General features: G+C 39.5%; 13 protein-coding genes. All 13 read left to right on the top strand.

Annotation, left to right across the window (positions count from 1 at the left end; genetic code table 11):
• The first annotated feature begins 79 nt into the window (after positions 1–79).
• The 13 genes from R2940_06330 (at position 80) to R2940_06270 (ending at position 15,557) form a co-directional block, all read left to right on the top strand.
• Complete coding sequence (locus R2940_06330; GenBank protein MEZ4599389.1) at positions 80–859, top strand: polyprenol monophosphomannose synthase; 780 nt, start codon at positions 80–82, stop codon at positions 857–859.
• Positions 823–1,740 carry a glycosyltransferase gene (locus R2940_06325; protein ID MEZ4599388.1) on the top strand — a complete coding sequence of 306 codons (918 nt, stop codon included), beginning with the start codon at positions 823–825 and terminating at the stop codon, positions 1,738–1,740. The genes R2940_06330 and R2940_06325 overlap by 37 nt, the downstream gene beginning before the upstream one ends.
• 130 nt (positions 1,741–1,870) lie before the next feature.
• A complete protein-coding gene (locus R2940_06320; protein MEZ4599387.1) occupies positions 1,871–2,875 on the top strand; it encodes a radical SAM protein in 1,005 nt (334 codons plus the stop codon).
• Positions 2,872–3,849, top strand: coding sequence for an NAD(P)-dependent oxidoreductase (locus R2940_06315; protein MEZ4599386.1), 978 nt, complete (start codon positions 2,872–2,874; stop codon positions 3,847–3,849). The genes R2940_06320 and R2940_06315 overlap by 4 nt, the downstream gene beginning before the upstream one ends.
• Positions 3,850–3,910: 61 nt before the next feature.
• Positions 3,911–4,762: a methyltransferase domain-containing protein gene (locus R2940_06310; GenBank protein MEZ4599385.1), complete on the top strand. Its 852-nt coding sequence runs from the start codon at positions 3,911–3,913 to the stop codon at positions 4,760–4,762.
• On the top strand, positions 4,759–5,655 hold the full coding sequence (locus tag R2940_06305; protein ID MEZ4599384.1) for a glycosyltransferase: 897 nt from the start codon (positions 4,759–4,761) through the stop codon (positions 5,653–5,655). Before R2940_06310 ends, R2940_06305 begins: the two co-directional genes overlap by 4 nt.
• A 94-nt stretch (positions 5,656–5,749) precedes the next feature.
• Positions 5,750–6,622, top strand: coding sequence for a polyprenyl synthetase family protein (locus tag R2940_06300; GenBank protein ID MEZ4599383.1), 873 nt, complete (start codon positions 5,750–5,752; stop codon positions 6,620–6,622).
• A 39-nt stretch (positions 6,623–6,661) separates the two neighbouring features.
• Positions 6,662–7,726 carry a UbiA family prenyltransferase gene (locus R2940_06295; protein ID MEZ4599382.1) on the top strand — a complete coding sequence of 355 codons (1,065 nt, stop codon included), beginning with the start codon at positions 6,662–6,664 and terminating at the stop codon, positions 7,724–7,726.
• Positions 7,727–7,735: 9 nt separating this feature from the next.
• Positions 7,736–8,815 (top strand): glycosyl hydrolase, encoded by a 1,080-nt coding sequence (locus R2940_06290; GenBank protein ID MEZ4599381.1) that lies wholly within the window; start codon positions 7,736–7,738, stop codon positions 8,813–8,815.
• Between the two features lie 119 nt (positions 8,816–8,934).
• Positions 8,935–9,894 carry a hypothetical protein gene (locus R2940_06285; protein MEZ4599380.1) on the top strand — a complete coding sequence of 320 codons (960 nt, stop codon included), beginning with the start codon at positions 8,935–8,937 and terminating at the stop codon, positions 9,892–9,894.
• Between the two features lie 33 nt (positions 9,895–9,927).
• Positions 9,928–12,333: a PEP/pyruvate-binding domain-containing protein gene (locus R2940_06280; protein ID MEZ4599379.1), complete on the top strand. Its 2,406-nt coding sequence runs from the start codon at positions 9,928–9,930 to the stop codon at positions 12,331–12,333.
• An 18-nt stretch (positions 12,334–12,351) separates the two neighbouring features.
• The gene (locus R2940_06275; GenBank protein ID MEZ4599378.1) at positions 12,352–14,073 is read left to right on the top strand and encodes a radical SAM protein; all 1,722 of its coding nucleotides are present in this window, start codon (positions 12,352–12,354) and stop codon (positions 14,071–14,073) included.
• Positions 14,074–14,084: 11 nt separating this feature from the next.
• A complete protein-coding gene (locus R2940_06270; GenBank protein ID MEZ4599377.1) occupies positions 14,085–15,557 on the top strand; it encodes a cobalamin-dependent protein in 1,473 nt (490 codons plus the stop codon).
• Positions 15,558–15,718 lie beyond the last annotated feature (161 nt).

The raw sequence follows: 15,718 nt of genomic DNA, 5'->3' as shown, positions 1-15,718 counted from the left end.
GAATGTAGTTATTATATTTTGAAAATTAAAATTTTTCTATTTAACTATCAAAACGATGGTATATGTGGAGGAGGTAGTTATGAACATATATATTGTTATTCCTACATACAATGAAGCCGAAAATATTGAAAGGTTATTTGAACAAATATTTTCCTGCCATCCTGATTTCAATATTATCGTGGTCGACGATAATTCACCGGATGGAACAGGTCAAATAGCCGATACTATCGCGTCACGGGACCGCCGGGTCAATGTAATCCACCGCCCCAAAAAGGCTGGTCTTGGCACTGCTTATGTGAGGGGGTTTCAGGAAGCCCTTGCCAGGGGGGCCGATCTTGTCTTTGAAATGGATGCTGATCTTTCTCATGGAGTTGGATATCTCAAGGATTTTTTGACAGCTATAAATAAAGCAGATGTTGTAATCGGTAGTCGATATAAGGATGGCGTCAGGGTAGAAGGGTGGCGGTTTCGAAGACTTCTTCTCAGTAAACTGGCAAATATGTATGTTTCCTATATCATGGTCAAACCAGTATGGGATTTTACTGCAGGTTTTAGATGTTATCGAAGGCAAGTGTTGGAGACCATAAACCTGGAAAAAGTTCGATCGGATGGATATGCTTTTCAAATAGAAATGACTTATCTTGCGTTCAAGCATGGATTCCGGGTAGTAGAAATTCCAATTATCTTTAAAGAACGCGATCGCGGGTCTTCCAAGATTTCTCGAAATGTTGTTTGGGAAGCCATCTGGTTGACGCTAAGATGTAGAGCGCCTCTCATTGAGGTCATCAAACATCTCCCATTTTTGTTCAAGGATTACCGTGAGTGGGTAGAAAGTTATCAAGAAAAGGCGGATTTTTGATGTTTAAACTTTCTCTAGGCGTCATGGCCTACAACGAGGAAAAAAATATTGGAAGATTGCTTAATGCAGTCATAGAACAAAAATTCTGCAATGACCAGTTGTTAGAAATTTTTGTGGTTGCTTCAGGCTGCACTGATCGGACGGCTGAAATAGTTCAGGAATTTTCCCATCGAGACAGTCGTATCAAGCTTCTGATTCAGGAACGAAGGGAAGGAAAAGCTTCTGCAATCAATCTCTTTCTTGAACATGCTTCCGGCGATATTGTTTTACTTGAAAGCGGTGATACAATTCCAGATATAGGTACTTTTCAACTTCTGGTCAAACCTTTTTATGTTGAGAATGTCGGTATGACTGGAGCCCATCCGGTCCCGGTCAATGAGGAAGATACCTTTGTCGGTTTTGTTGTAAATCTTATGTGGAATCTGCACCATAAAGTTGCAATGAAAACACCGAAACTTGGGGAACTCGTTGCATTCAGAAACATAGTAAGAGCCATACCCAGCGACACGGCTGTTGATGAGGCGAGTGTGGAAGCAATTATCCGGGAATCCGGATATGAACTCTGCTATGTGCCAGAAGCTGTTGTTCGCAACAAAGGGCCGGAAAATATTAAAGATTTTCTTAAGCAGCGAAGGCGTATCGCTGCAGGCCACAAGCATTTGATTCAGGAAAAGAGCTATGAGGTGAGCACGTCCAATCCACTGAAAATACTTAGTTTTCTGCTTGAGGAGCCTCCCCGAGGCTTTAAATTCACGGCTTGGACTGTCGGCGCTATTTGTCTTGAGGCCATTGGACGCTTTTTAGGGTACTACGACTTCTATATCAAAAAGCGGAATCCTTATATTTGGGAAATAGCATCGTCCACGAAAAAGCTGAGCTAGGAGCATTACCCCTTTTTGAGGTCAGAATATTCGTGCATCTGAATAAGGACATGAGTAAATGCTCGGTATAATTTCCAGGGTTCCATGGTACATGCTCTTCAGGGCAATGGGTAAACCAAGAATGCTGCCCATGAGTTTGACAATCAGCCCGAGCTTTCGCTGTAATTCGAGTTGCAGAACATGTAATGTTTATAAAAAAGATAGCGCCGAGATTTCTGTTGAAGAATGGAAAAAGGTTTTTTTAAGTCTGGGAAAGTCGCCTTTCTGGATAACAATCAGTGGCGGAGAGCCGTTTCTTAACGATAAATTAGGCGACATAGCTTGTCTTTTCTATAATATTTGCAGACCATCAATTATCAATATTCCTACTAATGGTTTGCTTGTTTCAAAAATTCCCGATGTTGTACGTCGAATTGGCACACATTGTTGTGACAGTGCAGTTGTCGTGAATGTTTCCATTGATGCATTAGGACCTTTCAACGACGATATTCGAGGAGTTCATGGAAGTTACGATAAAGCCATTGAAAGTATCCTGGCCTTGAAGTCACTACAGTTGCCCAATTTGTCCGTTGGAATTCACACCGTTATTTCAAGGTTCAATGTAGAGGAAATCCCCTCAATTTATAAAACTCTGAGGGCCTTGAATGCTGACTCCTATATCACCGAGATTGCAGAGGAGCGTGTTGAACTCGATACCATTGGAGCCTGTATCTCACCAGATAGCGATCTCTATTTCGAGGCCGCAGACTTTCTTGTCAACCAACTCCAGAAAGAACATTTTTCCCGCCTGGGCAAGATCACCCGTATTTTCCGCATAGAGTATTACCATCTAATCAAACGCATTTTAAGGGAACGTCGACAGGTGATTCCTTGTTACGCAGGGTTTGCCTCCGCACAGATAGCGCCGGACGGTGATGTATGGGGGTGTTGTATCCGGGCAGAGAGCATGGGGAACCTTAAAAACGTTAATTTTGACTTCAAGAAGATATGGTTCGGGGAACGGGCCGAACAGATTCGTGGGTCGATCAAAGCTGGTGAATGCCATTGCCCCCTGGCCAATGCTGCCTACACGAACATGCTCCACGACCCGCGGTCACTGCTAAGGGTTTTAAGCAATCTTGTGGGGGGGCGATGACAGCTTCTCTCAGCACGGTCCTGCTTACCGGTGCCACTGGTTTCATAGGTTTCCACGTTGCCTGCAGTCTGGCGAGGGACACGGGCTTTCAGGTCATCTGTATTGTGCGCAAAAAACATAATGAAGACAGAATTAACGCACTCAAAAGGATCGGTGTCCTCATAAGGGAGGGATGCTTCTTCGACCAGTCTCTTCTGGAGGAAATCTTTAAGGATTTTCATGTGCAGTACGTTGTTCATCTTGCCGCTGTAAGGGGGGCAGGAGCAGGTAAAGAAGAGGAATACAGAAGAATCAATGAAGTCGGGACGGAAGTGTTGCTTCAACAAAGCGTGAAGGCAGGGGTGCAAAGATTTTTGTATTGCAGCTCAGTAGGGGTTTTCGGAACTGTACCCAGCCTAATTCCCGCTGGAATCGAGACCGCACTTAAAGGTGATAATCTCTATCATCAGTCCAAGATAAGAGCGGAAGACATGGTGAAAAAATTTTCTTCCAAGGGTATTGATATTTGCATTGTGAGACCCACCATTACTTACGGATCCGGGGATAATGGCTTCCCTGCAACACTCATACGCCTTGTCCAAAAAAAACGTTTCCTTCTGTGCTCGAGAGATGTGAAAATCCATCTTCTCGACGTAACGTATCTGTCTGAACTTATCCGTTGCCTTTTGAAAAAGGAACGCTTGAAAAGCAGCATTTATATTGCCGCCGACGGGGCTCCAGTTTCTCTAAAAGACCTTGTGAATATAATTCATCGGAATAAGCATGGAAAAGATTATCCTTCCTATCTTTCAATGCCAGGAATACTGTTCGATTGCGCAGTATCAATATTTAAAATGTTGAAATTCGAAAAATGGCTTGTTCGGATTTTATTGATTAGCCGTAGCTGGTACTACGATACAAGTATAGTTAGAGATGAGTGTATTGAGCTGATACCTCCTGACACCAAAAAAAAATTTTTGGCAAAAAATATGTAAATTATATGATGATCTCCTTTGAATCATCAATCCAATGAAGTGAAAACAGATAAGGTTGCCGATGCATATTTTAAACGCCTGGCCAGACTATTTCGAGAACGGCCATGAAGGTATGGGTACAACCTACGAACGTTTCGTATTGCACACCCATTTTCAAAAATTGGTCAGAAATCATGAAATTGAAAGTGTAATTGAAGCACCTTCGTTCGGAATGACCGGGATTTCCGGGATCAACAGTATGTGGTGGTCCGCGCAGGGGATTCCAGTAACAGTGGTTGACCATAATATGGAGAGGCTAAAATTGATTGGTCAGGCCTGGGAAGAAGCAGGTTTATCGGTTCACCCTGCATGGACTCCAGAGGAATATTCAAGGCTGCCTTTTGGTGACAAAACTTTTGATATGGGCTGGAATTTTGCCTCCCTCATTTTTATTGAAAATATTGAGCCCATTCTTTTGGAACTGGTGCGGGTGACCAAAAAATTGATCTTTTTTTGTATCCCCAACTGTCATAATCCTTTTGTTGCAAGACGTATCAAAAATCATAGAAGAGAAGAAGGTCTGTATTATGAAAATGCTGACCGAGAGAAAATAGTTCGCCTGATGTCGGACCTTGGCTGGACGGAAAGGGGGAATGGCACCCTTGATGCGCCCCCGTGGCCCGATATTGCCATGAATAAGGAGGATATGCTCAGGAGGGTCGGCATGGCGAAACTTGCCCGATTGATGGAAAAACAACGCGAAAGCCGTATGTGTATTCTTGATTATTTCAGCGGGAGAAACAGGTCCATGGAGCATGATGTGTTACGGTACTCTTTTCTTGAGAATCTGCCGGAGATTATAAAAAAATACTGGGCCCATCATCAATACTTTTTTTTCTTGCCCAGCAACGTTATTAACAAGGTTGCCTCATGATATCCGTCATAATACCATCATATAACTCGGAAAATACTATCGAGCTCTGTCTCCAATCCTTGATCAATCAATCGTGGGACGTGGAGTACGAAATTATTCTTGTTGACAGCTCTGTTGACAGAACCCCTGAAATAGTTGCGGCTTGCACCTTTGAACGATTCACCTACATTCACCTCAATAAAAAAACCGACCCGGGAACGGCGAGAAACATTGGTATTGGCAGAGCAAAGGGTGACATCTTCGCCTTCATCGATTCGGACTGCATCGCAGCTCCTGACTGGCTGGAACGAATCGCTCTGGCGCATGAATCTTCCTTCAAGGTTGTTGGGGGGGTCGTGTATAGTGCCAACGATGAAAAGGATCTGGTAGCCCTTGCCGGCTATCTTGCAGAATTTCGTGAATTCCTTCCTGGTCAACAAAGTCGTACCGTGGGGCATATCCCTACCTGCAATATCTCGTACAAGCGATCAGTCTTCGAGGACCATGGTTTGTTTGATGGTCGCTACTATCCTCAGGAGGATTTGGTATTCAACTACCATCTGGTCTGTAAGGGAGAGAAGATTCTGCTCGATCCATCAATTGGGGTCTCCCACCATCATAGATCAAGTTTCTCTGGATTCTTGGCCCATCAACAGAGGATCGGGAAAATTACTTCAAGGGTTTTAAGGATTGTTGATCTGGAAGGCTCATTCATTGTCAAAAATCCCTATTTGGGTGTCCTGTTTCTGCCCTTGCTCCCTCTAGTCAAGTTTGCGAAGACTGTTGGTGTGTTTCTTCGTCGGCGTCCCGGTCTTATCATCAGGAGACCTTTGGCGCTTATATATCTGTGTATTGGACTTACCTACTGGATTCGGGGTTTTGCCCAAGGAATGTATGAAAAACCGCTTCACTAGGATTGCGTGATTCTGGCTATGTTTGTCCTGATCCAGTATGGTCCATAAAACCTTGGAATGCTGTTCAAATCACATCTGAATGGAGAATGAAAGCATGGAAAAAATGATGGCAGAGTTTCTTCGCATGAAGGATTACGTTGACCTTAGCCTTGCAGAGTATATTCCGAACCGGGAACCCCTGCTGAATGTATTGGTTGAGTCCATCAACTATACCCTCTATTCAGGGGGTAAAAGGGTAAGGCCAATATTCAGCCTTATTGTTGGGGAGATGTTCGGAGTACCCATGGAAAGGATGAAGTCCCTTGCCTGCTCAGTTGAAATGATCCACACTGCTTCATTAATCATGGATGATCTGCCACATATGGACGATGCGGCCGTCAGAAGAGGTAAAACCGCCAATCACCTTCTCTATGGTCAGGATGTCGCTTCTTTGGCAAGCATTGCACTATTGACAAGGGCATATGAGGTGGTTTTGGCGGATCCGGATCTTCCGGCGGACAAGAAGGTTCTCGTCGTGGAGAAGCTTGCGAACACGGTGGGCCTCGATGGACTGGTAGGAGGGCAGTTCGTTGACCTGAAATTCGCAAACGAAACCATCAACAAGACGGTTGTTGAATATATTTACATTCATAAAACAGCGTCACTTTTTGTGGCCTCGGGAACAACGGCAGCTATTATCGGAAACGCCGAAGATGTGCAGATTCGGGCGCTCGAAACATATGCCGAGAATCTGGGTTCAGCATTCCAGATTTTCGATGACCTTCTCAACACCGAAGGAAATGAGCAGGAGATGGGAAAATCTTTGCACGCCAATGAAAAAAATTATGTGACTCTTCATGGTGTTGCCGAATCGAAAAAAGCTGCTCAGGAACACGTTGAAAAAGCGATCAAGGCGATCAGCATTTTCGAAGGTAAAAATGCAAAACTAATCGCTTTGTGTAAAATGCTGATGAAACGGAAGTCTTAAGATCTAGTCACGTTCTTGTTTACCCTATTCGGTTATATTATGAAAGAAGTAAAAATATTTATTTTAAGATATTTAGGCTGGAGAAACTGGTCAGTTTTAGAATATAATTCTATTATTGAAAATCTATTTATTGTCTTTTATATAGGATTCTCTCGGGAAATTGATGCATCACATTTTATAAAAAATATTATAGTTTTTGTCTTGTTCAGTGTTTCTTCAACTACTTATGGCTATCTTGTGAATGACCTGGCCGATATGGAACTTGATGCTTTCCAAGGCAAGAGCAACACTTTCCATGGAGACTCTAGTCGCAAGGCCATCGTTGTTGTTCTGTTTTTCGCTGTCCTCAGTATTCTGGCAGGACTCAATTTCACTGGTAATGTCATTTTTGTCATTTTCTGGTTGGCGTGGTCACTGAGTGCTACCTTCTACTCTTTGAAGCCATTCAGATTGAAGGAAAGAGGGAAAACAGGTCTCATCATCGTGGTGCTCGCCCAAAGGGTGTTACCAATCCTTCTTTTGTTTGCGGCATTCAAATTTAGTGCATGGATTGAGGTGGCAGTATTTACAGTTTATGTATTATTCAGGGGGCTGTCATCGGACCTTAATCATCAGCTTGAAGATTATGAGAATGATGCAGGCACTAAGACCCAGACTTATGCAGTCACCGCAGGTAAGGAACGGTCGCGGAAATTGCTCAGGACGTCATTGGAGATTGAGAAAATCCTTCTGCTCCTTGTTCTTGCCCTCATATATAGCAGTCGCCAGTTGCCGAGCTTCAAAGGTATTTCAGCCGCTTTGCCTATACTTGTATTCTACCTTGCACTTTATGTTTACAGTCTATTGAAAGGTATGAAACTCACCTTGGAAGAGATTAACCCTTTCGTTTCTGAAAAAAAGCATGTATTTCAGTTCATGCATCACGGATTCCCGTCGGTTGTTCTTCCGCTTTATATGGTGCTTATTCTCACGTCTCTATACTGGCAATTTGTTGTAATCCTCGTCTTGTTGGCTGCTTACAGAAGATTGTATTCATTGCAGATGATTTTGAACAGCTATCCTGCAAGATTGCTGAAGAGGATTGCTCCACGCAGAACCCTTTGATTGGGCGTAATGAATAGGGCAATTTACTTTTTTTCTTTAATTATCGGTTTGGTACTCTCTATGACGCTAAGCGCCTGTATAGGGAGTGCCGTCAAATCGGTAGCTGATTGTCCCAATAGAGTAAAATTTGAACCTCCGGACGGCAGGGTGATACACGGCCTGGGCCAATATGTTCCATTTTTCTATACTGAAGAAGAAAACTGGAAATATGTCAATGAGTACCGGGAAGCCACCGGTAAAACGCCATTAGTGTATGCTGTCTATGTTTTTCTTGATCCTGAAGCAGATGAATATAAACAGCCAAATATCTCCGAAATTCTCAATAGTAGCGGAACTGATTATATTTTAAATATTGGAATTATCCTGAAAAGCATGCATTCATTGAAGAACGGAAAGAATGATGTAGCTTCTGACAAAATTCTTAAGGGTGACTGGGATTTTAGAATCGTCGAACTTGCTGGAATCATCAAGAATATAGGCCAGCCTGTATACTTAAGGCCCGGTTTTGAATTCGGAAGCGAAAACAGTGGCTTTCACTCAGATCCTAACCTGAAGCCAGAAGAGTTCAAAGCTATTTGGAGCAAACTTTTTAATATCTTTAAAGAGAATGGCACAAACAACGTCGCGTGGGTATGGAATACCGTAAATCCGTTCGTTTTTGATTATATGCAATGGTATCCTGGAGATGCCTATGTTGATTGGTGGGGAATTAATTACTTTACCCTCGAACAGATGAAGTCTTCTGATCATTTTTTAATTAATGCAAAAAAGCACAACAAGCCTGTCATGGTATGTGAATCCTCGCCTATTCATAATGATGGTTCGGCAAATTTTAAGAACTGGAATGATTGGTACAAACCGTTATTTGACAAGATCGCAGCATATACACAAATTAAGGGTTTTATCTATATTAGCGATCCTTGGGAGAAGCCGGGCTTCTGGCACGATTGGGCTGACAGCAGGATCAATAATCACTCCACAGATCCTGAAGTAAGGAAAAATTATATGATTGAAATTAATGGTAAGCAATATATTCATTTAGACGAATACTTAAAAGATGAAACTATTATTATGGCGGGGCAATCATAGGACGATGCGTTTAAAAACGATTACAATTTTTTAAAAATTAGTAGATTAAAGGCCACAAAATTTAAACGAAATAGTTTCGATTAATATGCAAAAAGGAAAAATCTTACAGGAAATTAAAAATGGGTAATATAACTCAAGTTCTTTGTGACAGGAAGTACTTTAAATGGTGGTATTTTGACATACACTGTAATTCTGGACTTGATATAGTTTTGATCTTTCATGTGCAACCTTTTTTTTCTAACTTTGATATAGGTCTTGTTGATATTGTTGTATATAAGAAAAATAGTAAAATTATTCATAGAACAATTGTCAGCCCAATTAAAAAGTGTACTATTGTTGATAGGCCTCTCTCTCTGTACATCGGTACAGCAACAATGACCACGAAATCAGACGCTATTTTTTGCCATGTGGATGATTCTAATATAAAATTGCATCTTGAATTCAAATCTGAAGCGGTAACCCGAAAAACACTCATGGAGCCAATTTGCGTTTTTGATGGCATGCAGACAGAATTTTGGTGGCAGGTTAAATATCCTCGTATAAATGCCGCTGGATTTTTGTGTTGTGACGGAGAGAATATCACAATCGAGGGGATTGGGTATCATGACTGCAATTGGGGTACTGTAAGTCTCCCTCGGCATTTAGACTACTGGAACTGGGGTCGGTACCTTCTTAACGATGAGGTGTTCATATATGCGACAGTACGTGACCGACAAAAATGTCTTTGGGCTTTTAGTATGCATGTAAATGGCAACGGCGAACAGCACATGGAGCATTATCGATATAATCAGCTTGACGATGCTCAAAAATTTCTAACCGAAACCATGAAATGTGAGATTGTTCACACCTCACATCATGTTATCGACGAAGATATGATTTTTATATCTCCTCTTTCAAGAAAGTTTCGCTTTATTAATAAAATTGCTGAGTTCATGTTTTTTCGTCTGAAAGAAAGCCGGATTTTTAAACCGATGTGTGTTTCGTTGAGCAATGTGAATTATAAGCGCATTAAAAAACATTTTTACTATAAAGGCCAATATTCAGAAAATTCAGTACATGAAGAAATGCGAATGAGGTGAACATTCAGAAACATTATGGATTGGAAATACGACGTGGACATCAATCTTGTTTTAGAAAATCCTCTGATCATGACTTATGCCAAAGCCTATACTGCCGGTATAAATATTGTTGGGGCAAAAGCGCATCGACTTGCATTTCTACAAAGTTCAGGTTTCATGGTGCCAAAAGGAATTGTGGTCACACCCCAGGCCTTCAAGGAAAATCTTGGAGGCAATTTAGATTCTCAGCTGTATCGGGACATAGAAGGTTTTTTTGTAGGCTGCAGGCATGTAATCGTACGCTCCTCTGCTGCTGATGAAGATAATGCTTGCGCTTCATATGCCGGTCAGTATTTGTCGGTGATTTGTCTCAATCAGGCAAATGATATACAGAAGGCATGCGAAGCAGTGTGGGAATCGTTTTCCTCAGAAACTGTGAAGTCATATCAAGAATCGATGAGTACAAGTGCTGACTCATCCCGAAACATGGCTTTACTGATACAGCAGTTGGTCCCTGCCAATTCTTCAGGAGTCTGCTTCACCCAGGATCCGTTGCAGATGGACAAAGGGAGACTAGTGGTTATTAATGCAGTGCACGGACTTGGTGAAACGCTGATGCGCGAGGAGGATCGCGCTGACCAATATTTCTATAATGCCTCAACGGACATCATATCTACAGCTGAAACAGGACATCAGGTTTATTGGAGGTCCGTGAAGGCACCAGAGCGACTCTGTAAGTTGCCCAATAATTTACTAGGGAAAAGCGTATTAAACGACAGGCAAATAAGAGAGGTTGCCGAACTTGGCAATAGCATACGAAAATTGTTAGGGACCGATCAAGACATAGAATGGGCTTATGGCAACGATTTGTTGTACTTGCTACAGGCTCGCCCAATTACCGCAGTTTGTACTAATGAAAAACAGTCATGGACAGTGTGGACACGGGATAATGCTGCTGATGTCATTCCTGACACTGTCACACCCTTAACTTGGTCCATAGTGTGTGGTCCAGTAAATAGTGGATTCTGGTCTTCACTTAAAGGTTTAGGTCTGCCTAGAGTACGGGATAATTATTTTGAAATTTTTGAAGGGAAGGTCTATTTAAACCAGACTGCGTATAAAAAAATATTTTCAATAGAACGAAGACCTTTTTTTCTTGCAAAGACTGCTATAAAATATTTACTCATGATGTTAAAAACACCCCGCGCCATTAACTTATTGATTCGCAGTACCAATTCAATTGCGATAAATGGTGAATCAGTATTGGAACAACTTAGATATGAATTAGGTCAGTGCATGGAAGTTCATATTCGAACAGCACTTTTGCTGGAGTTGGGTTTTACAGTGCTCAGGCTGATTGCTCGTCGCCAATGTCTTACGGAATCAAACGGCTTAATTGATAAACTAGTTACGGGTCTAAATGAAATTGCCAGCACAGCATTCAGTGATGCCTTAATAAAAATTGCTGATTTAGTACGTAAGAATGAGGAATTATGTACGTCTTTGCAGACAGCCCCGCATGAAAACGTACCCTATCTGCTGCAGCAGGCAGGTGAAGCTTATTCAGGCGTATGGGCAGACTTTATGGAAAAGTACGGTTATGTATCTTTGAAAGAGTTTGAACTTTCGATTGAAAGATGGCATGAAGACCCCTCTTATTTAGGTGCAACTCTAAAACGTTACTTAAATCAGAAAGAGATAATATATGTCGAAAACAAGTCATATATGAACATGGTTATCAGGAAGCAGGCAGAGCTAGAAATAGTAAAGAGTGTGCCAAGAGGACTGAGACTTTTAACAAAGTATTATATCCGACATATTCAGGATTGTAGTATATGGCGCGAGTCGATGAAACAACACATTGTAAAAATAATGGCTCGTATGCGGTCTGAGATCCTGACATACGCTTGTCAAGAAAATGTAATACCGGAAAGCGATATTTTTTACTATAAGTTGGAAGAACTTTCCATCAAGAAAGGAACCAGAAATGTAGTTTCAGCGGTTCCCGAGGACGAAATACTTAGACGAAAGGCCGATTTCGAACGGTTCTGTGCAAGTAAACCCTGGCGGGAGATCCGAATCAGCACTAAAGGACAAATGTTGAAGGTTCCTAACATGACCGGTCACGGGCATGAGCTGCGCGGACTGGCACTGAGCAGCGGATTGTATGCTGGTCGTGCGCGGGTAGTGGCCGACCCTTCACAAAACATCAATTTTGAAAAGGGTGATGTGCTGGTAGCACCTTCAACGAATCCAGCTTGGACGCCCCTTTTCATCCTTGCAGGAGCGATTGTAACTGATATGGGGAACTACTTGTCGCATGGTGCTATCATAGCGAGAGAACTTGGAATACCCGCTGTTGGAAATCTTTATGACGCAACAATACGCATAAATGATGGACAAATAGTAATTGTTGATGGAGAAAAAGGAATTGTTATGATTGAAACTAAAACCGAATGATATGCAGAGGGTAGAGCCTTGAAAAAAGATATTGCAATTATATGCAGATATAGAGAAAAACAATCCAGTTCAAAAAAAATATCAATAAAAGGTTTGTTTGAATTATTAGGGCATCTAAAAAATTATTATTCAAAAAATAAACAATTTAATCATGCTTCGACAAAGAAAATCAGAGCGCGAATTCATAATAATATTTTTAGCCCGGAGTGGATTGGGCTTCGTCGATATGGGCTTTTTGATCTTCTGAATTATATATTAAATGATTATAGATATGTATTTAATCCTTCTGAGAAATTGGGATTTTTTGATCCTATAGGAATACCCACAATCACCTCAATTCATATTTTTTATTTTCTTTTAAAAAAAGGCTATAAACCTGTAAATTTTGATAATCTTGCGGCAAACAAACAAAATTTAATAAAATTTCTAAATAGTGATCCCCTAGCAGTCGTAATCTCATCTACGTATTTTAGTTCTGTTGAAGAAATTACTTTGATAATTAAAATTATACGAAAATACAACAAAGAGGTTGCTATCATAATTGGAGGCTCCTCAATTTTAAAAAATGTGGATAGCAATAGAAAACTTTCCACAAAATGGAGAAATATAATATTGGAAAATGTTTATTGTATCATTGATGAGTACGGTTTTGACACCCTTGATAAACTTTTGAGTAATATTAAGTATAGAAATAATTTAAGCATCGTTCCTAATATTTCATATTTAAAAAATGGTTTTATAGAACATACAACTGTAATTCCTGAGATTTTTAATATTAACGACACCTACCCAAGATGGGAACATCCTGATGTTGTAAGAGAATCAAATGGCGTAGCATTTGTAAGAGCGAGTCAAGGGTGTTTGTTTAACTGCAAATTTTGCACTTTTCCCAAAGCAACGATCAAATATAAAGTTAGAGATGTTGAGAGCATAAGGCGAGAGCTTATTACAATACATGCAGCAGGTATTAAGAATTTTGCTTTTACTGACGATAATTTTGCTATAACACCGAAAAGAATAGAAGAAGTATGTTTAATGATGATCAAGGAGAAATTTAATTTCAATTGGTTTGCAGGAATAAGAGCTAGTTCTATTACAAGTGAAAATGCAGCACTTCTTCGAGAAGCAGGGTGTAAGGTAATATGTATGGGTCTTGAGAGCGGTGACGATAACATTTTGAAATTAATGAACAAGAAGACAAATTCCAAATCCAATATGAAATCTTTAGAAATATTAGATAAAAATGAAATTCTCGTTTACGGTAGTTTTTTGATAGGTTTTCCTGGAGAGAATGAGAAAAGTATACAAAAAACAATTGATTGGATAAATAATTCACCATTAAAGCTATATAAAGTATTTATGTTTTATATGTTACAAGAGTCTGGCGTCTATGATGAACAAAAAAATCATGAGGTAAGCTACTTTGGTGATAAATACGCTTATAATCTTTGGAAAACGCCCGATTTTGATGCTATTAAGGCTTCTGAGATGATCAAATATTTCATTTTAAATATAAAACGCGCTGCTTTAATATACAGTTATTCACCAATGTACGCTTTTTTTCCCTTTTTTCTTAAAAATTATAATCTAAAAGAAAGTTTAAAATTTTTTAAAATTCACACTGAAATAATTAAAAATGAATATCAAGAAGATTCATTTCTACGAAGATCAAAATATCGAAAGGAAAAGTTTGCTGAAATGAAAACTTTACTAAATAAAAATTTTTGTAATAATAAATAGGAATATTAAATATGCGTAAAATTGTACTTATTTCTTTTTATCCAGGATTTTTTGGAATTAATTTAAGGTTGCTTGGAGCTTGTTTAATAAAAGCAGGATTTTGCGTAGAATACCTACACCTTGGTTATGCGAACTACAAATTTGGTGAAAGAACTCCTACACTTCTAAACTTCTGTTTTTCTAAAATTATTACTGATAATATATTGAACAAGATTAGAAATTCATTATTTGTTGGTATCTCCTTAGCAAGCAGTGAATTTATAGCAGCCAGAGATTTTACTATAGCTTTAAAAAAAGTAGTGAATACTACTGTTGTTTGGGGAGGTCCACATCCAACAGCTTCATTTGAGGGTTGCGTCAGATATGCTGATTACGTATGCATAGGAGAAGGAGAAGAAACTATTGTTGATATTGCGAATTTGCTCAACGAAGAAAAATCTATCGAGCACGTTCAAAATCTTGCTTACATGAAAAATGGCATCATTCATGTAAATCAGAAACGCGAAGTCATTAAAGATCTGGATTCTTTGCCAATCCCCGATACAGAGATATATCTTCATAATGTTTTTATAAATGGTGAATTACGGAAAATTACACCAGAACTTCTTTTAGATATTGATAGAATATATATAAGACCTGTGCCAGAAAGTGTAGTTTATACCGCCATAGTTAGTAGGGGTTGTCCAAATAGATGTAGTTATTGTAACAATTCTTATTTGAACCGCATATATCAAGGACAAAAATACTTTAGATATCGATCTTTAAATCACTTATTTATGGAAATTCATCAAGCACTGACTGATATTAAGCAGATTGGTGCTGTATTTTTTGCTGATGATAATTTGACAGCCTTGCCGAATGAAGTTCTTTTTGAATTTGCTCGGCGGTGGACAAAAGAAGTAGGGATTCCGTTTGGAACTAGTGGAAGTCCATCTACTATTACAGATTATAAGATAAAAATACTTGCAGAAACAGGACTTTTGTATAAATTTGGAGTTGGGATTGAGTCAGGTAGCCAAAGAATGATCGATTTATATAATAGAAAAGAAACAATACAGCAGTCTATAAAAGCAATCAATATTGTTGAGAAGTACCGTGAACAATTTTATCAAAAACATGAAAAACCCGTAATAAATTACCAGTTTATTTTCGATAATCCTTATGAGACCAATAAAGATCTTTCTACTACAATTCGCTTTATTCTTAATTATATTAAAGATCCAAAGAGTCTTACTGTTTTTAGTCTTGTCATTTATCCCGGATCTGAAATATACATCCAGTCCAAAAAAGACAAAATTTTTTCTATAGACAAGAATATCTACCAAGAATCTTTTATAGAGTTAAAACCTACATTTGTTAAAATTTGGATAGCTCTTTATCGTAGAGGTCTACCAAAGTGGATATTGCGATTACTAGCAGCGCAGATTATTTTTAATATATTGAACTCAAAAATTTGTATTAAGTTATATAGAAAAATGTTTTAACCGTTCGATCTACTTTATGAAAAAATAAATGTTTCCGTCGTTTTTTATTTTCCATCAACACCTTTGGTGAAAATTTTAAATTTTACGGAATTCTTTAAAATTGTGAGCCGTGATATCGCTTTTAAATTTTTCTATAAATAGGTAGAGGTAAATTTTTTTAA

This window comes from Syntrophotaleaceae bacterium, assembly GCA_041390365.1.
Taxonomy (GTDB): domain Bacteria; phylum Desulfobacterota; class Desulfuromonadia; order Desulfuromonadales; family Syntrophotaleaceae; genus JAWKQB01.
Note: the sequence above shows the minus strand (reverse complement) of the source record. Positions and strands in the feature narration are given on the sequence as shown.